This is a genomic window from Armatimonadota bacterium (assembly GCA_013314775.1).
GTDB lineage: Bacteria > Armatimonadota > Zipacnadia > Zipacnadales > JABUFB01 > JABUFB01.
On sequence record JABUFB010000009.1, the window covers coordinates 94,948 to 114,116 of the forward strand.

At 64.4% G+C, this 19,169-nt stretch carries 10 protein-coding genes and 1 pseudogene; all 11 read right to left on the reverse strand.

The window, feature by feature from the left end; genetic code table 11:
• Positions 1-46: 46 nt before the first annotated feature.
• Positions 47-628: a sigma-70 family RNA polymerase sigma factor gene (locus HPY44_11800; GenBank protein ID NSW56693.1), complete on the reverse strand. Its 582-nt coding sequence runs from the start codon at positions 626-628 to the stop codon at positions 47-49.
• Positions 629-647: 19 nt separating this feature from the next.
• Positions 648-1,433: a PASTA domain-containing protein gene (locus HPY44_11805; protein ID NSW56694.1), complete on the reverse strand. Its 786-nt coding sequence runs from the start codon at positions 1,431-1,433 to the stop codon at positions 648-650.
• A 13-nt stretch (positions 1,434-1,446) separates the two neighbouring features.
• Positions 1,447-3,096 (reverse strand): 3-dehydroquinate synthase, encoded by a 1,650-nt coding sequence (gene aroB, locus HPY44_11810; GenBank protein ID NSW56695.1) that lies wholly within the window; start codon positions 3,094-3,096, stop codon positions 1,447-1,449.
• Entirely contained in the window at positions 3,097-4,284 is a 1,188-nt protein-coding gene (gene aroC / locus HPY44_11815; GenBank protein NSW56696.1) for a chorismate synthase, read from the reverse strand.
• A gap of 93 nt (positions 4,285-4,377) precedes the next feature.
• Positions 4,378-6,714 (reverse strand): hypothetical protein, encoded by a 2,337-nt coding sequence (locus HPY44_11820; protein ID NSW56697.1) that lies wholly within the window; start codon positions 6,712-6,714, stop codon positions 4,378-4,380.
• A gap of 135 nt (positions 6,715-6,849) precedes the next feature.
• The gene (locus tag HPY44_11825; protein ID NSW56698.1) at positions 6,850-7,650 is read right to left on the reverse strand and encodes a hypothetical protein; all 801 of its coding nucleotides are present in this window, start codon (positions 7,648-7,650) and stop codon (positions 6,850-6,852) included.
• 49 nt (positions 7,651-7,699) lie between these two features.
• Positions 7,700-8,758, reverse strand: coding sequence for a hypothetical protein (locus tag HPY44_11830; GenBank protein ID NSW56699.1), 1,059 nt, complete (start codon positions 8,756-8,758; stop codon positions 7,700-7,702).
• 63 nt (positions 8,759-8,821) lie between these two features.
• A pseudogene (locus HPY44_11835) lies at positions 8,822-9,028 on the reverse strand (hypothetical protein).
• Positions 9,029-9,909: 881 nt separating this feature from the next.
• Positions 9,910-11,118 (reverse strand): hypothetical protein, encoded by a 1,209-nt coding sequence (locus HPY44_11840; GenBank protein NSW56700.1) that lies wholly within the window; start codon positions 11,116-11,118, stop codon positions 9,910-9,912.
• Positions 11,119-11,241: 123 nt separating this feature from the next.
• Positions 11,242-12,576: a type IV pilus assembly protein PilM gene (pilM, locus tag HPY44_11845; protein ID NSW56701.1), complete on the reverse strand. Its 1,335-nt coding sequence runs from the start codon at positions 12,574-12,576 to the stop codon at positions 11,242-11,244.
• Between the two features lie 316 nt (positions 12,577-12,892).
• Positions 12,893-19,084, reverse strand: a complete 6,192-nt coding sequence (locus tag HPY44_11850) for a hypothetical protein (protein ID NSW56702.1) — start codon at positions 19,082-19,084, stop codon at positions 12,893-12,895.
• Positions 19,085-19,169 lie beyond the last annotated feature (85 nt).

Here is a 19,169-nt window from a genome sequence, read left to right on the forward strand (position 1 = left end):
TCTTTTGGAAACAACGGGACGGCCCGTCGAAGCTATGACTTAGCCCCTACTCGAAAAGTTCCATGTGCCCGGACAACTCTTCCTTGAGCGCATGCCGCGCGCGATTGAGCCGGGATTTCACGGTGCCCAGGGGCACCCGAAGGATTTCGCTGATCTCCTCGTAGGACAGCCCCGACAGATCATACATTGCCAGTATCTCCCGATGCCCTCCATTCAGGCGCATAAGTGCCCGCTGCACGAGATGCTGACGCTCGCGCTGTTCCACGGACATAGCGGGGTCGGCGCGGTAATCGGGGAGTTCGCGTTCCTCAAGGGAGTCCTCGTCGTCTTCCTCAACCAGCGTAAGGCTGTTGGCGGAATGGGCATTCCGGCGCAGCTGGTCGAGGCAGACGTTGGTCACGATCCGGTACAGCCAGGTGGAAAAGCCGGCCTCACGACGGAAGCGCCCGATGGCCTTGTAGGCGCGCACGAACGCAACCTGGATGGCGTCGGCACTCAGGTCGGGATCGCCCAGCATACGGTAGGCAACATTGTACGCCAAGGAGTAGTGCTGCCTGACGAGTTCGTCGAAGGCCGCACGATCCCCGCGCTGGGCGCGCGCAATCAGCTTCGCGTCACTGTCTGCCACGGACTTCACCGGACTCGGATCAGAATGTCTTTGACAGGATCTCCTTGCCCATCAACTCAACCCGCACTCGCCATCCTGAACGCACCACGATATTCACCCGCACCTCGTCCCCTGGTCTGTGGACGCGGTCGTAAGCAGGGCGTTCCTCGCCCTGATCGGTGATCACGACCGCCTGCACTCTCTGCAATGCGGGGCCTTTCGGCACGATCAGCCGAATCCGCCGGAAGTACCAGTCCGGGCCGCCGGCGACTTCGAGCTTGCCGAACTCAGGGCCGCCGCTGACCACCAGCACGACCCCTTTGCTGCGGCCGACCTTTGTGCCCGGTGCTGGATCCTGTTTGATCACGCGATCCTTGGGCTGGTCGCCCGACTGCCGTCGGATGTCCTCAATCATCAGGCCCGCGCGCTGCAGCTTCTGTTCCGCCAGATCCAGGTTCAGGCCCGTCACCGAAGGTACCCGTACCTCGCGAGGCCCCATGCTGATGACGCACTCCACGGACCGACCCCGCTTGACGCGCTTTCCCTCGTACGGTTTGGTCCGGATCACGTGGTCAGCAGGAATTGTGTCATGGTACTCCTTGCCTGACGGCTTCAGCTTCAGACCGCGCTCTGTCAGCGCTCGCTCGGCATCCGCGAGCGTCAGCCCCTGCACTCGGGGGACGTGCACTTGTTGGGGGCTGGTGCCGTAGAAGGTCATGGTCGCGAGAGCCATGACACCCGCGAATATGGCCAGCGTGAGAAGAATGCCGATCAATCCGCGGATAATCTCAAAGATGACCTGGGCGACGGCGCCGGCAGTTCTCATGTGAGCCCCGATCTCACCGTTCATCGTTGGGTTGGATCGCACACTCAAGTGCTTCGGCAAGAAGGGCCGGATCAATTTCCTGCAGCAGGCGCACATTGCCGATTTGCGGCACCAGCGGAAGACGCAGCCGACCCGAAGCGATCTTCTTGTCCTGCAGGAGCGCGGATTTCGCAGATTCCACGTCCAGCGCGGGAGCGCTGACGGGGAGACCGATACGTTTCAGCAGATCCACCTGGCGCTGCGCCGTCTCTTCATCCGAGATTCCCATTCGGACCGCCAGCCACGCTTCGGCAACCATGCCGATCGCCACGGCCTCCCCGTGCCTCAGGTCCCAATCCCCGGCTGCTTTCTCCACCGCATGGCCCACCGTATGTCCGTAGTTGAGACAGGCGCGCGCCCCACGGTCCAGCGGGTCCTGTTCAACGAACTTCGCCTTTATCTGACAGTTCCGGGCCACCACATACCTCACGGCAACGTCATCAAGACCCAGGAATGCCTCCACCTGCGTCTCCAGGTATTTGAACAGCGCGGCGTCAGCGATTGCAGCATGTTTGACGACCTCGGCCAGCCCGGCGCGCAGGTCGCGTTTGGGTAGTGTCGTGAGGGTCTCCGTGTCCACCACCACGCCACAAGGCTGGTAGAAGGCGCCAATCAGGTTCTTCCCGCGGGGGTGGTTCACGGCCACCTTGCCGCCGATGCTTGCGTCAACCTGAGCCAGGAGCGTGGTAGGCAGTTGCGCGAAGCCGATTCCGCGGCGGTACGTGGCTGCGACGAAGCCGGCCAGATCCCCCACAACTCCCCCCCCAAGAGCATAGACCATCCCCCCCGAATCGATCCCGGCATCAATCAGCGCATCGTACAGGCGCGAGGCAACCTCGAGAGACTTCGCCTGTTCGCCTTCCGGTACGCAGACAAGCTGCGCCTCCCATCCACCTCGCGCCAGCCCTTCCAGCACGCCGTCTCCATAGAGAGCGGCCACGGGCTCCGTTGACACGACCAGGCACCGTGCGCCAGGCTTCTGAACGGGGCATAGCTTGTGTAGTGCCCGGTAAGCTCCACGCTGCACGTGAATGGAGTACTGGCCGTTCCCGGCGTTCACCGGGACTCGGAAGGAGCACTTCGCATAGAGCACTGAGCGCGGATCAGCCGCCAGCGCTTGACAGATGCCATCAAGCACCAGGTTTCGGTCATCGACATCAGAGGAGACCTGCGCATCGGCTTTCGAATAAGCTTCGGCCCGCGCGGCAAGCAGGTCTCGGACGCGCTGGAGCGGATCGTCGCACTCCAGCAGCGGCCGGTCCCCCCGGCGGCCTGTGCGGCGGATGATGGTCTCGGGGCTCGCCCGCAGGCAGATGATCGGCCCGGCTTCCCGCATGGCCTGCACGTTTTCCTCCCGCAGCATCATCCCGCCGCCGGTGGATACCACTGCAGGCCCCCTGCTAATGGCTTTGCGCAGAGCCTCCGTCTCCAATGCCCGGAACGAATCCTCGCCGTCGCGGGCGAAGATATCCGGAATGCTTCGCCCGCTCAGTGACTCCACGATCTCGTCGGTATCAACGAAAGGCAGGGCCAGGCGGGACGCGAGACGCCGCCCGGTGGTGGTCTTCCCGGTTCCCATGAAACCCGTGAGGAATAGTGCGCGCGCAGGAGGCAGCAGGTCCAATTAGCCAGCATCCTCCCGCGACCAGAACTGCCGGCGGTCCAGCCGGTACTCCTCCAAGGACCGTCTCAAGTCGTCCACATGTGAACTCCCGAACATCTCCAGCAGCGCCCGAGCCAGCTCGATGGAGACCTCTGCCTCGCCCACAACCGCCGCCGCAGGTACCGCGCAGACATCGCTGCGCTCGGAATGAGCCGGTGCTGCTCGCATGGTGTCCGTATCCACCGACTCCAGCGGTCGCGTGAGCGTGGGGATCGGCTTCATCGCTGCGCGGACGATGATGGGTTCCCCGTTGCTCATGCCGCCTTCTACGCCCCCCGCATTGTTCGTCGACCGGGCGAAGGGCCACGGGCCGTCGCCAACGGTGATTGCATCGTGTACCTGCGATCCTGGAAGTCCCGCCACGGCGAATCCCAGCCCAATTTCCACACCCTTGATCGCCGGAATGCTCATCAGGGCCGAGGCCAGGCGCGCGTCCAGTCGCCTGTCGGCGGCGACGTGGCTTCCGAGGCCCGGCGGCACGCCGATTGCGCGCACTTCGAAGACCCCGCCCAGTGTATCCCCCGCAGTCCTGGCACGATCGATGGCGCACCGCATGGCCTGAGCGGCGGCCGCGTCGGGACAGCTCACATCCGATTCCTCGGCGGCAGCTATCGTTCGCGGGCACCAGTCGGATGGTGGGCGCCAGGACACTGGGCCAATACGGCACACAACGCTTGCGACCCTGATTCCCACCAGTGTCAACAGGGATCTGCAGATCGCTCCCACGGCGACGCGGGCCGCGGTCTCTCGGGCGCTTGACCTCTCGAGAATGTTGCGCATGTCCCGCTGGCGGTATTTGGTGGCGCCGGCAAGGTCCGCATGTCCAGGCCTTGGAACGTGAACCCTACGCCCCGAAGACCAGTTCTCCCCGGGCGTGTCGGCCGACATTTCGTCGGTCCAATTGGCCCAGTCACGATTCCGGATGATGACCGCGACAGGTCCGCCCAGCGTCTTGCCGTGGCGAACGCCCGCTGTGATCTCAGCGCGATCTGTCTCAATGCGCATGCGCCCGCCGCGGCCGTAGCCTTTCTGGCGCCGTGCCAGGTCACGGTCGATTATGTCCGCGCTTACAGGCAGCCCGGACGGCAAGCCCTCGATAAGCGCCGTGAGCTGAGGCCCGTGGGATTCCCCGGCGGTCATAGTGCGCAGCACGTCCGGCAATCCTTTCCTACTATGCACGAACGGCACCAGCATGCAGCTCGTGCCGTTCGCAATCCGGCTGACCCCACCCACATCCCGCTGCTACGGTGCGGGGATGTCGCGCATGATGCGCGGAGTGACGAAGATCAGAAGCTCGGAATTCTGAGTGTTGTCACGAACTGATTTGAAGAGCTTCCCAATGATCGGGATCTCCGAAAGCAGAGGCGTGCTACGGGTGTTGTATCGCCGCTGCTTGCGGATCATGCCTCCGAGAACGATGGTCTCCCCATCGGCCACGGTTACCTGGGTCTCGACCTCCTGCGATGCCACGATCGGTACCTGCTCGCCATTGGGGCCCACAACGACGCCCGTCTGATCTTCCATGATCGGCGTCAGGTACATCGTCACCGTGTCATCCGCATTGATGCGCGGGGTGACCTCAAGCGTCTGCTCGATGTCGACCTCATCTTCCTCGAACTCCACGTCTCGGCGCCCAGCTTCATTGTAGGTAATGGAGGCTGAGAAGTATGGAATCGTGGTGTAGAAGGAGATGTACGCGGGCACATTGTTCTGCGTGGTCACGTGCGGCTCGTTGATGATCTGGCCACGGTTCATGTTCTCGAGGACCCCCAGAGTGGCCTCGAACTTGCCCTGCGCCCAGCGGACAACGTTATTTACGGCCTCACCCGGAGCGAACCCGAGGTTGAAGAACTCGAGACTTCCATTGGATACGAACCAGTCGATACCGAAGGCGTTGTCTTCTGTGACGTCCACCTCAATGAACTTGGTCGAGATCTCGACCTGTTTCACGGGCTGATCGAGGATCGCCAGCACTTCCCGAAGCTGATCGATAGCGGCTGGATCTCCGGACACCAGGAGCGAGTTTTGGGGCATGTAAGCGATGATCGATTCAACGCCCTCCGGCCGCATCCCCAGGCCCTGGCCCTGGCCGCCTCGACCACCAAACTGGGTGCCTCCCGTACTCCGACCACTGCCGCGACCACCAGTGCCGAACCCGCCCTGGGTGCCCCCTGCACCCCGGCCGAGGCCGCCGCCGAGCTCAAGTCCCTGCATCCAGAGTTCGTCCGCACCCCGGCCGCCTGCACCGGTAATCGCGTTATTGACGCCGCCTGCGCGAGCTCTGCGGCCCGGCGAATACTGGTTGCCGGGGCGCATGTAGTTCGCTTCAGCCACTGTCCCACCGAGCAAGGTGGCGAGGTATGCGGGGTCAGCGTACTTCACGGGAATAAGCGTGGTGCTGAGTTCCCGGATTTCGCCCTGCGGAGCCGACCCCGAAGGCGCCGGAGCTGCGGCAGGAGTAGCGGCCCCTGCGTAGGCGGGAGCGGCCAACTCGCCACCGGGCAACTGCGCGAACTCGTTCCCATCCGGCTTGGTTGTCTCAGGTCCGGTCGGTTCAGTAGCAGCGCCGAGTTTTGTAGCCTCTTCCCCACTTGCGGCAGGTGCAGCCGCGGACGGCCCGATCTTGGGCGGCGTCGCGGGCGCAACGGGAACCGCGGAAGCCCCCGGAGCGAGAGCGGACGCGCTTACACTCGGCGCGACCACCGCTGTTCTGCCTCCCGGAGTGATAACCGGCGCGGGACCGCCTTTGGATCGGTTCACAGGAACCGCGGGCACCGAAGGCCTACCGGCCGCCGCGATACCGAGGTGCCCTAGCGCCGACACTCCAGGCTGAAGGTTGGCGGCAGTGGCTGGGGCGGTACCTGTTGACGGTACTCGCGATGCGGCAGGAATCGAGCCCACCGACGGAACTTGGACGCGGCTGGGCGATCCTACCGGAGCCGTCACAGCGGCGACCGTCGTCATGGGAGCGGGACCAGCGGCCGGTGGCGCCGCCGGGATCGGAGCGGGAACGTATCCAGCCGCCAGCGGTGCCTGCTGAGCTGCAGGTCGGGTGATCGCAACCGGGCTCACGCAGGCCACCGGGGCCGAGGCCGGTCCAGCGCCGCTCGCAGGAGCCACCGGTGCCATAACCTTGGTGGGCAGCGAAGCCCCGGTACGGGCCGGCACTGCAGGCTTCGGAGGTATCGTGACGGGGACCGACGCCGCGGCGCCCGCTCCGGGATTTCGGAGCAGAGCGCCCGCGGGCAGCTCCCGCGCCGTCACAATGTACCCCGAGTCTTCTTTGTACCAGAAGAGCCCGGCGCTCAGCGCGATATAGCGCAGGGCGTCTTCGACGCTAACATTGCGCAGGTTCACGCTCTCGATGGTCCCAGTGACATCCTGGCCAACCACGATGTTGACTCCCGACGCCTCTGAGAGCATTGTCATGACTTCAGAAATCGGAGCGTCCTTGATGTTCAGGTTGATAGGCGGACTGCTCGATGCAGTCTCGTCCGCCGACGCCCCGGCGCACACCAGGATCATGGCTGCGATCGATGCTGCGAGGACACCTAGGGTGTGGATGGATGGCTTGGCCATGGGCCCCTCCCTGCGTTTCATTCTCCGACGGGTCGCCGCCGGCCGCAGTTCGTTTTGTGCGCATTTCCGGCAATCGTGAGCAGGTTCGCCCGAAGGCACCTGCGGTCCCGTCCAGCCCCCGCGCGACAGGCAAGCTTAGTAGTTGCTGCGGCTGCTGCTGCGACTGCTGCTTCTGCTGCTACCGTAGTCACTGCTGCCCCGGCTGCTGCCCCGGCTGCTACCACCCCGGCTGCTGCTGCCATACCCACTACTCCCGTAGCCGCTGCTGCCGTAGCCGCCACTGCTACCATATCCACCGCCGCCCTCACCACTCATGTCGTAGATCACGTCATCGGCCTGAATGGCGTAGCCCACCGTCTCCGGGCTGGCGCGGAACAGCGGGATCACGATGAAGTGCATGGGGCGCTGTTCGGGGGTCATGGTGCCCGTGGTCATGCCCAGGGTGTTGAGGCCCGTGGTGGGCGCGCCGCCTCGTCCCGGCGGCGTGCCGAAACCGCTGGTGGGGCCAGGCATCTGCATGCCGGGGATCCCTGTAGGTGCGGGACCGGCGAATCCCCCGGGGCCACCGGGCATGCCCATATCCATTCCGGGGAACTGGGCGAAGGTCAGATCTCCGCCCGGGGCTCCCGCGGCTGCTGAGATCACCCATGTGCCGTTGCGATCCTCAGCCTGAAGGCCGGCCCGCGACACGAGGGTAGCCAGCGCGCTCTCAGGCGTTGCATCCCAGAGCGTCGCGCTGACCACGAGCGTCCCCAGCTCGGCGGGGAGAACGTAGTTGATACCGAAATTCTTCTTGAGCGTTGCCAGCGCGTCAGAAAGCGGCTTGTCCTGCCACGTGATCGACAGGGTATCGCCTTGCCCGCCTGCCCAACTGGTCATGCTCAATATAAGCAGGAGCGCCATCGCCACGAATACACTCAGCCAACCTCTTGTCACGGCAATCACCTCTATAGCGCGGAGGCAAGCCCCGCGATTGTCGCCCAAGCTACTGCATTGGAGCTCCAGGCATCCCGGGCATCGGCATCTCGCCCGGGCCCATCTCTCCGCCTGGGCCCGGGGCCATCATGCCGCCACCACCGGTCGCACCAGCCCCGGCACCCGGAAGGAGATCCCGTCTCTCCCCGGGTATGATGCGTCCGGCTTCCTGTTCTTCCCGGTAATGCTCAGCCAGCGTGCGCCTGCCGTGGGACACTCGTTCCTGACGGCTCCGCGGCTCAGCGCGCTTGCGAACCCTCTCGCCAGTGACTGGATTCTGCAGTGTGACCGCATCAGGCTCGACGGAAATGACACGCCAGGTCTGCGTGCGCTCGCTGGCGCGGTCCTCCACCCGGAGTGTCTGCCCCGGCTTGAGTATTCGTGTACGCCCGGTGGGATCCTCCCAGGTGGCGAAGGCCCGCCCGGGGGCGCCGGCACCGGTGTCATCCGCCGGCCACATGATACTGCTTATGCGCACCAGATCAGCCGTAGCGGACGGATTGGGCGGAAGTGGCTGAGGAGGTGCGGCCGGAATGGATGCCTGGGGAAGGCGCTTGACGTACCCGATCGGCAGGGCATTCCAGTCCGGTCCGTATTTGGTCGCTCGGGTCACGAACTTTTCCTCAGGTTCTGGCGTATCAAGGGGCACGAAGGGATTCGCCCGGGACGGTTCCAGGGGCGGGGCAGGTGCAGAGGTTCCGCCGCCGCCACCCCCGGGGGCAGCACCCATTCCGGGACCGCCCATTCCGGGACCACCCATTCCGGCTTCCATTCCCCCTCCAGGGGGTCCGCCTGGGCCGCCAGGCGCCATTGCGCCACCGGGAGGGCCACCAGGACCGCCCGGAGCCATCGCTCCACCCGGAGCTCCGCCCGCGCCGGGCTCGGCTGCTGGTGCCCCGCCGCTTGGGGGTGCGCCGGCATCGGCAGCACCGGCCTCATCGTCCTGCGCATACGCAACGTTCGCGGGCTGCATGCCGGGAAGCACGAACCAGAAGGCGCACACTGCAGCCACGACGAGGACGAAGATGCCCGCAGCTACTGCAGCTCTTGCCAGTTGCTCTCTGTCCACGGTGGCGTCTCCTCAAGACGGGTGCGTAACTGCCACTATCACAGGCCCGAACGTCAGACCGAACTATTCATCTCCGCCGCCGGCGTCTCCACCGCCGCCGCCCATGTCCCCCGGTGGCGGCCCAGCTGCGCCCCCTCCGGGAGGTCCGCCAGGGCCTGCTCCTCCGGGCGGCATACCCATTTCCATGCCGCCCCCGGGAGGACCTCCTGGTCCACCCATTCCTGGAGGCCCGCCGGGGCCACCCATTCCTGGAGGCCCGCCGGGGCCACCCATGCCGGGCGCACCGCCCATGCCGCCCGCCGCTCCTCCTGCTGCAGCCCCGCCTCCTGTGTCAGGCGTCTCGCACGCGAGCCACACACTCAGAATGAGGGGGGCGACCATGATTTCGTCGTCTGGCCGGTCAAGAACCTCTCGCACCCGATCGTACAAATCCGTATCCATCATTTCCCTGAGCCGGACCAGCCCCAGATGATGGATCGTAAGGATGCGCGGGAAGTTGCGCAGTGACTTGTAGAGCCGCTCAATATCGGCGAGGGTGCCGGCAATCCACAAGGGGTTGTTTCCGCCGCCAGCCACAGTTTGTCCCCCACCGCTAGGTGCTCCCAGCGGGAACTCGATCCACGCGGTGTTGGCCGGGTAAGGCTCCATCGGAGGTTCCCAGCCGGGATGTCCCTCGATGATCACGCAACCGCTGTCTTCGACGAACTTCTCAATGAGCTGCGGCAAGTCCTCGCGCACCTCGCGCCAGAGGTTGACCATCGCGATGAGCGGGTGCCCCATAGACAGCGGGATGCTGCGCTCGTCGAGCTTCTGGGCAAGGGACTCGTGGGAAGTCTCCCATTCGCGCTTGACCTTTTCGAGGTTCTGCTCGGCCTCCTCTTTCTGGTCGGCCTTTTTCTGCTCCTCGGAAATCTGGGCCTCCACTCCGGCGATCTCAGCCTGCTTTGGCTTGACCATGAACCAGTAGCCGGCGAATGCAACACCCAGTACGAGGATGATGCCTACAGGGCCCAGCACGAATGGCGGTATTTTCCCAAGCATAGATGGTAACTCCTCGATACCGTCAAGCCCTGTTCTTGGGGCGGCAAGTCAGCATTGCACTCCAGCTCAAGTCGGGACACAACCGCGCTGCGTCACAGTCCGCGTGTAGTCTACTCCTCGCCACCGCCCGCGTCGTCGCCGCCACCGCCACCGCCGCCGGGAGGACCGCCCGCCGGCTCTCCGCCACCCGGAGGCCCGCCTCCTCCACCGGGAGGACCGCCCGCACCCTCAGTAGGCATGCCGCCCATCGCACCGCCTGGAGGCCCACCGCCACCGGGCATGCCGCCCATGTCGCCGCCGGGCCCCATCATTCCACCGCCGCCCATGCCACCAGCGGCGCCGCCGCCACCCAAGCCAGGAGGCGAGGGGACCATGATGGGCCGGTTAAGCTGGCAAGTGATCAGCAGGTCGATCGACCCGTCAAGTCTGGGTTGGACCACGGGCGAAACCCCGCCGCCACCACCCATACCACCGCGTCCGCCCATTCCCATATCGCCACCGGGAGCTCCGGGCATGCCGCCACCAGGGCCGCCGGGCATGCCGCCACCGGGTTCGCCCGGCATTCCACCCGGCCCTCCCGCCATACCGCCGCCCATGTCACCGCCGGGCATGCCCATGCCACCCTCCATCCCCGGGGCCCCGCCCCCTCCACCACCGCCGCCCGAGAAGTTCAGCCCCTCGATATTCATCGTCGGGATCCCGCCAAGATTGGGCAGGTTCCACTGCTGGAGTATCGCGGGCCACTTCGCAGCAATTGCCCGGCCGGACGGTACGGTGCCGGAGATGCGTACATTGCTGATCTCCGGGCATCGAATGATATTCAGGATGAAGCGGGCGCACTCATTCGCGTTCTTGACGGTGACACCGAAGGCGCAGTCTGGGCTTCCGCCGGACGGGCCAGTCTGCTGATACAGGGCTTCCGGATCCCCGCCACCCACCAGACCACCGGCGGGATGGGCCATGATGCCGAAGAAACGAAGCTCGGCTCCACCGTAAATGTACTCGGCAATCTCAAAGAAACGTTCCCAGTACGGATAGCCGCACTCGTCCGCCTGTCTAATGAAGCTGATCTTGTCGGCAATTGGCTGAAGGCGCCCCTGGATACCGCCGGCCTCGGCCTCCGTTGCACGGACCTCATCGGCGGCTGCCTTCACCTTTGTGTACTCCTCCTGCAGACTGGAGAGCTTGGCCTGCAGCGTGGTGGCGTAGAAGCCCACTCCCAGGCCCGCAGCCAAGAGCAGGAGGACGATCAGTGCAAGGAGCTTCTTGTTGGTCCGGGCTCGTCGTACACCCGGGGGCAGCAGATCGATTCTTAGCACCTTGACCCTCCCTGAGGTGGGCGAGAGACCGAACTAGCGGCTTTCGCACAGTCCTGGTTGCGCGGTTGCCGCAGGCAGTCGAGCCATTCGGGGTACACAGGGCGCGACCGCGACCAACGCACCCTAGCTTTCCACCATATCGCGCAGCGCAAGCCCAACCGCGACGACCATCGTGGGGCCGATGTCGCGCAGGTACGCGCCGGGCTGCTTATTCTCATCGGTCAGAAGCTCGGCGAAGGGATCCGCGAGCTCTACCGTTACACCGGTCTCCGCTGCGATGAAGTCACCTAGACCCGGGATCACCGCTGTACCGCCCGACAGGAGAATGCGGTCGATCTCCTCGTTGCGGTGCTGTCTGCGGTAGAAATTCAGTGACGCCTGAACCTCGCCCGCAAGATCCACGAGGGGGGTAGCGATGGCTTCGTAGACGATCTGCCGCGCGTGAAGGTCCTGCTGCGCCTGCGGGTCCGTTGGACCCTCGGCAGGAGCAGGGGCCGACGGCGCTTCTCCGATGCCGGCTTCCGACGGCAGTATGGTGTCCAGTTGCGTCGCCTCGGCTTCCGCACCAATGGCTTCGTCGGCAAATCCCGCTTCGCCCATCATGTCGGAGACTTCGAACACGGAATCGGCTTCGTCTTCGGAGTATGCTTCCCCTCTTGCCCCGGCTCCTCCTGCAGCGTAGCCGGTTTCCTCGGGGAAAACAGATTCCGACACGTCAGCCAAGGCTTTCTTGACCTGCTCAGCCAAGGTCTCATCACCCATGAAGTTCTGGGTGATCGCCTGGGTCAGCGCGTTTCCGGCGGTGGGAATTGTGCGGACGAAGCCCAGCAAGCCTCGGCGAACCACGATAATCAAGGTGGAATTCGCGCCGATATGCACAATGGCCACTGTCTGGTCGCTGTAGGCAGATCCGCTCACTTCCACGAGTGCGCGTGATATTGCCAGGGGTTCGACATCGATGGCCTGGGGAAGCAGCTTGGCGGAGGTCATCACGCTCACATGGGTGTTGATCATGTCCTCCTGCGCCACGGCAATGAGGACTTCCATGTTCTGCGCGTTTGGGTCGGCATCGGGCGCGTCAACGGGCTGGTAGTCGTAGTATGTCTGCTCGATAGGAAACGGAGTCTGGCGGTCGAGTTCCCACTGGATCGCCTCATCCAGTTCCTTGCCTGACATCTTGGGGACTTCCGTGATTCTTACCACCACGGACGATGTGCCGCCGACGGATGCAATGGTGTTCTTTGTGTGAAAACCACCGGCCTTGATGAGGTCCGACACCGCACTGGTGACCGCGGCGGCATCCACGATGACGCCGTCCTCTACACTGCGCGGAGGCGTCGGCACAACAACTGGCCGGCCGAGCACTTCAATGCCCGATCCGGTCCGTTGGAGTTCAACAGCCTTGATGGTTGAACTGCCTATGTCGAGGCCCAGAACATGGGTATAGCCCCGCGCCATGCGTGGCTCCTCCTGCGTGCGGGCAATGCAAGACCGGAAGGCGCCCTGCGGCAAGCACCCGGCAAAGTGTACCCCATGACAAGAATGGCGTCAAGCCGTTAGCCCACACGGGAACCGGAGTGCCTTCGGTCCCCGTTGGGGCGTGAACAATCTGCACCACGCGCGCCTACCCCGGCAAACTCGCTGCTGCCGTGCCAGAGACCGCGACACATTGTTCACTAGTGATAGACAGGTGACGGGCCCCGGAGTTCCCAGCCATTCAGTCTCAGCCCCGGGGCCCGGAAGAAATGGATCTCCCCCGCGACCCATTGTGCCGCTACGGGTACGGCAGATTGGGCCTGAAGCGGTCCATCGCATTGCTGGCGGCAAGCCGTTCTCGCACCAGCGACGGGAACTCGGGTGTCACAGTGCAGTAATAGATGTCCGAAGACTGCCGGACCTCTGACCCGCCATCGGAGGCATCGCGAAGGTCGTACAGCGGCCTCGGGCTGGACCAGAAGATCCAGTAGCGCCTTGCCACAAGCATGTCCGGGTTCGTCACGGGCAGTGACGGTACCCGGTAGGTTTCCTCAACCACCCGCAGCGGGCCTTCGGAAAGGACGCTGTCGATGGGCACAATCGTCTCCTGACTCCAGCCGCCAATGGTGTGAATCTCATCCGCACTGGCGGTCTGCACGTTGCCGGCATCATCCAGATACTCGTAGTCATACTGCACACGGATCTGGCTGCCAGGCCCCAGCGGGTCACGCCGCCGCTGCCCGTCCGGATACGTCACCCAGCGATAGACGCCAAGCCAGATCGCGATCTCCCCGTTCTGCATGTCGGCGTCAAACTCGGCGCGGTGGCCGGAGTAGCTGCCCGGGGGAAGGCCGGGATATCCGGGCAGAGCGCCCACGACCTCTTCCGGAGTGCCCGGACCGTAGAGTTCAGGCTGAGGATCGGTGGTATCTGATGGATACCGCACCACCAGGTTTCCGGCGATCGGAGGATGGTTCACCTGGATTGTCCACGACTGCATCTTCATCATGTAGCTGGTGCGTCCATAGTACGGCGCTTGGCCTGTCCCATAGCTGCGACGCCAGAAGAGCAGAACGCGGTTGTTATGGCTTCCAAGCGGCCACGGGTAGGTGTACGAACCCGCGGGCTGGTTCCCCAGCCATGCGCCGGACTGCAGGATCGCGGTCGGGCAATCATCATCAGCGGGACTCAGGGTGTGGCGCCACAGGAACGGTGAGTACTCGCCGGCCAGGAAAACGTCGTCGATGGTAGATGCGAGCGCGGGGAAAGAGCGGCTGAATACGGTCGCCGGGTCGTTCGGCTCCAGGGCATTGAACAAAGGTCCGGAGAACCGGACGCGCCCGAGAGTCGGGTCGATCTCCATCATCAACGGGCGCTTTTCGGCGTCAGGAAGGCCGTACGTTGCCGGATCGATCAGCTCATAGCGATCTTCCCCGTTAGGTCCGGAGGCCGGGTAATAGCGCACATTGGGCAGGCTGCCATCCTCCGGAGCCACAGGACCGGCCGGCCACTGGAGGGTGCTCAGGTCTGTGAACAGACCATCCTCCTTGTGTCTTGCGAAACGCGGAATGACACGGTAGACGCCCCGGGTCTCGTCATACTGTTCGCCCCGGGTCGGGTTTGCAGGTCCCCAGCTGATGTCGTAGTAGCTGATCTCCCAGGTGGTCCCGTGCTGACGCACACCGATGCGGAAGGATGCCCCCGGACTGCCATTGTTGATGTAATTGCTTCCGGTCACCCAGTCCAGATGGCGTGAATGGAACTCTCGACGGAGCTCGTCGGGCGTGAATTCCTCGCCCGGGCTCTCACCGGGCGAATTCGTAGCTCCGGTCCCCGGTGGCGGCCCGGGCCGGGACTCGCTGGGGTTCAGTACAGGGAGCCCTTCCGGCTGTCCGTCCATGGTCCCCGAATGAACGTACTGGAACTCCACCTTCCCGTTGTTATTCGCCCCTGTCAACAGATCATGCCGGTTGAACCGAGCCTCGTAGATGTCGAAGTTGCCAAGGTGCCGCGCATAGCCGGCGAAGAAGACCCGCAACATGGGCTGGGTCGCCGTCCCACCTGTGCTGGTGTCGTAGACAACCGGCGGCAGATAGAGCATTGGCGCCAGGTCCTTCACCGCCTGGAACGGCCCATGCGGGGTTCTCCGCAGCGTGACCGCTGATGCCGGCGAGGGCCCGAAGGCATCAGTGTCGTACATGGTCTGCACGGTGGTCTGCGGATCGATCGCGGGAATGCTGTTATCAATCGGCAGGGCGGCCACACGGTTAGTGCCGTCCGCAAGGGCGACATGGTACATCGGGCGCTCTTGGCCCCGTACCCCGGTATGCCAGAAGGTCCAGTGCCCGGATGCGGCTCCGCCATTGGCGATGTCTCCGTCCCACAGGCCCCGCACTCCTTGAGGCTTCGCCTGTCCGGTCCAGATCAGCCCCGTGCCGGATGCATCGGAGTAGTGAATCTCCGAACGCAACGCGCCACCCACTGCGCCGGAAGACACCCACAGAGACCGGTAGCCCGCGGGATACGGGTACACATCCAACGGCCCGCTCTGTGACAGGGGGCCGCCCAGGCTGGTCAGCGGTGTCGGAGGGCCTGCAAGCCAGTCGTAGCTGCGGTTGATGCCCGAGCCCGAGACGTTCGCTCGTGCTGATACCAGGTTCATGGGAGCATCCGGCGGCGGGACGGCGTCCGGGTCTCCCGGATCCGGATCGTTGGTCATCCACATGACCTGCAACTGCTGCGGATCACCGTTCGCATCATACATGAACAGCGCCGTCGGAGACGTGTCCACCGAATGGTAGTCGTTGTAGGGAAGACGGGACTCGGAGACCCTCAGATGGGCCTCGGCGGCCATGTAAGGCTCCAAGGCCACATCGCGGTCCGGGTCGAACACATACCGGGCGCTGGTGACATTCCCCACTCCGGGCCGCGTGAAGTCCAGCAGCCCGTTACCGTTCTGATCCATGAAGTACAGTTGAGGCATCTCATATCGGCCCAGAAGCTGGCCGGTGCCCACGATGTTCGTGGCACCCACGTTCATGGCGCCTGCGCTTACACTCGCCCCACCCTCAGGGTTCATCACCGGCAACCACGGTGTCGCGGCATCGGCCGACAAAGGCAGCAGACCAACCGCTTCGTGGAAGATCTCCTTGAGGGACGCCGGAATCGGGTTACGCTGGTTGACCCAGCCGTAGCCCCGTTTCTTCGATGGGTCGGGTCCCCAGTCATTCTGGCCCGCATCGGCCCGGAAGAACCTGTACCAGGCATCGTCTACACCGGAAACCCCCGGCGACGTCCCGTATATGCCGGGAATCGTGTTCCCATCGTTTCGCAGACTGAAGTTCCCCCAGTGGGATGTCCCCATGGGGTCCGCGCGACGACCGGCAGGTGTCCCGCCGGCATCCGCGACCGTGATGTCCGGTGTGGCGCCAGTGCCCGATGCCACGCGCCCCATGTCCGTCGCCGGACTGGACGCCACCAGTTGGGTCCGCTTCGGCACCGATAACTGGATGTCGTATGCGTCGAATTCCTCGGCCGTCAGGTCCGCGAAACCGAAATTCGGGTTCCCGGCCACGTTCGGCGCGGGGTCTACGGTGCTCAACGGCACGCCTGTCAACGGACAGGTGCCGGTTCCGGCCGCATGCACGGCGCCGGTGATTGGGCTCCATTCGTGCCCTGGACAATCGGGATTCTGGCAGTGGAACGCCAGCCCCGGTCCGGGGAGGACGGTGTTCCAGGCGGACCCGGAATCCGGGCCGATGCCGGGCTCGGTGGCCGGGGTCGCCGTGTGATTGCTGGTGCAGATGAACACCCTGCCCTGGGCGTTGGTCACCAGGTTGTTGGTCACGTAAGCCTGCCCAGGCCGCCATCCCGGGAGCGGAGCGCCGCAGTCGGGGCACACATAGTAGGCGTCCCACTTGTCGTTATCATCGAAAACAGTCTGCAGACGCCGCAACTCCCATTTGTGCGGGTCGGTGAGGGGAGCGGCGGGATCGAAAGCCGTTGCCCGTGCTTCTGTCTGCCCATACGTCAGCGCGGTCCCGCGGTAGCCCCAGTTTGCCTCGTAATCTTGGCTGTTTCCCGGCGCCTCGCCCGGCTCAGACGCAGGCTGCCCGGGCGGGACACTCACCGTGATGTACTGGTCCGTCCCATCGTAGCCTGCAGCAGCCGAGCCCAGGCTGACCACCTTGTTGTCCAGCCCCACCGTCACCCGGGAGTCGGGGATGCTCGGCCGCAGGGACGGGAAAGCATTGATCCAGGGCACCGGATTGCCCGAGCCATCCGTGCCTATCTCGGGAACGGTCAGAGACCGAACCAACTGGGTATCTGCAGGGCTGCCGGCGGCTTCCACCGTCACGAGACCCACGCGGGGCCCCGGCGCGATGTACAGGTCCGCGGCATGGGCCGCGTCAGGCTGGCCGTGGTCGCCGTGGTACGGGCAGATCCCCGCGCCCTTGTCCTCCGGGTAGACATCCCCGTTGGCTTCCCAATACAGGTTCCAGTTAGCGCCTACTGGTGGCCGATTGTTCGCCGCGGAAATGTGCTCTCGAATGCACAGGTACCACGGTAGCCCTAGCAACCGGTCACCGGGCCGGTAGTGGTAATTGGCTTGCCACACCCCACCGTTCAGCGCGTGGACAAAACCGCTCCCGCGGTCCTGGATGTCGGTGAATTTCGCACCGCATTCGGGGCACACATAGTACCGGTCATTCTGGGTGAGCTGGTTGCGCACCACGAACTCCCGCCGCGCGCTGGTCTCACCCGGCCGGACTACTATTCCGGTGCCATCACTGGCGCCAACCAGGAAGCGCGGATAGGTCCCCGTCAGCGTCTCGATGTTCCCGTGGTGGTCGCTGTCATTACTGCGCGGAACATTGTAACGCGAAACCAGGAAGCGGCTCTCGATCGGCTCATATTCCGAGGCGAAACTCGGCAGACTCTGGGCCACCGCCGAGTTTGTGGGACGGTTCAGCCGATCCATGTACCATTCCGTGTCGTCGTACCAGAACGTACGGACGTTCGCGTTGACGCCGTGGATAAGTTCGATCGAGTCGAGGGCAGGAGTGTGCAGCCCCGCATCCCACGGGTTCACACCATTCTGCCAGCGCATTTGGACCTTGCCTGCCCCGACTTCCCCTGGCCTGATGGAGTATGGCGTGCCGTTCCCGGCAGCCGTCGGGTCGCCCATGACTGCATCCGTGCTGTGCACGATGCGGTCGGCGCCGAAAGTGAAATAGACCCCGCGGCGCTCCCAGGACGGCATGTCGTTCAGACCCGCTTCGCTGAGAACCGGGCTGCCGAACCCCAGAGCAGGACCATCCATGCCCATTGTCGGCGGCGGATTGGTCTTCACATTGGAGCGTGTCTGGAAGCTGATCTCCCAGACAGCGCCGGTCGCGTCGGCCGTGGGATCGGCCAGCACAGGCAGGACCAGGCGCAGTGAGCCGCTTGCTGTGACGATGCGGATGTAGTTGACGCCCGCGGGTGCGACCCCGGGCTGTCTTTCGCTGTCAAACTCCAGCCCATAGAGCCGCGAGTAGACCCAGATCCGCCACCCGCTGATCTCGCCAGGCACCAGTGGATCCGCGGCGCGAGACACGTACCGGATGTAGTAGGCGTCCTCGTCGGCGATCTTCTGCGATCCGAGCTGGATGATGACAGGTCGCGTGAAGACTTCCGTCCACGCGAAATTGGACCAGAGCGTCCCGATGCCTGGCTCGTTCGCAAGAGGCCAGCCCTGCGGGATGGCGATGTGCCAGTTGCGGCACTCGAAATACCGGGTACCCGCTCCCAGATCGTGCTTCACCCAGTCTCCCACGTTATACGTAGTGCCGGCGGACCAGTCGGGCACATTACTTGGCGGCAGTTCAGGCGCGTCCCCGTAATTCTGCTGGGTGTAGCGAGTGGCGTATGTCCGCGCATAGCTGACGCCGGGCGGGAAAGTGACAAAGTGAGCGCGAGTCAGGTTCGGATCTGCGGCAGGCCAGGCAAACTCAGAGTAGACCGTGCCGTTCGGCGCGTTCGAGGCGCCAGGGCGATTGGGGTGAAATGGGCGGCCAACCACAGCGCGGAACTGGTTGGGGTCGTTGTATGTCTGGCCTCCGGTGGGAATACTGGTGTCGCGGTACGCTACGTCGCAGGAAGGCACCCCGCCTGCGCTGCGCTGGGGTGTTGCGATATCAAGTACGCGCTGCTCCAGGTCCTCAACCGGGATCAGAGTGGTGTTTGGGTGCTGGGCGGCGGGCAGGCCCAGAGGATTTGGGCAAGTGTAGTTGCCCGGCGGCAGCACCGCGGAGTAGCCACAGATCGGGCAAACGTAATTGCCCCGCAGTTTGCTCAGACCAAACTGGTGGGTGTCATCCGCATAGGCGGCGCTTGCCGTATCCACGATGCTCGTGCGTACTTCGTAGGCCGGCTGCGCCATTGCAACCGACGCCGCGATGAGCGCAATACCTACCGTGAGGGGAACGATACCACTTCTCTGCCTCATGGGCTTCACCCTCTCCAACTGCAGCGCGCTGTCGTCTGGTCTAACCGGGCATACTGCCCTGCGACAGGCGCGTGATTCTCATCTG

What these genes read in the sequence shown, in the direction of transcription:
- HPY44_11805 (NSW56694.1), bottom strand. Translation starts at nt 1,433, where the DNA reads ATGAGAACTGCCGGCGCCGTCGCCCAGGTCATCTTTGAGATTATCCGC.
- HPY44_11850 (NSW56702.1), bottom strand. Translation starts at nt 19,084, where the DNA reads ATGAGGCAGAGAAGTGGTATCGTTCCCCTCACGGTAGGTATTGCGCTC.
- pilM (NSW56701.1), bottom strand. Translation starts at nt 12,576, where the DNA reads ATGGCGCGGGGCTATACCCATGTTCTGGGCCTCGACATAGGCAGTTCA.
- HPY44_11820 (NSW56697.1), bottom strand. Translation starts at nt 6,714, where the DNA reads ATGGCCAAGCCATCCATCCACACCCTAGGTGTCCTCGCAGCATCGATC.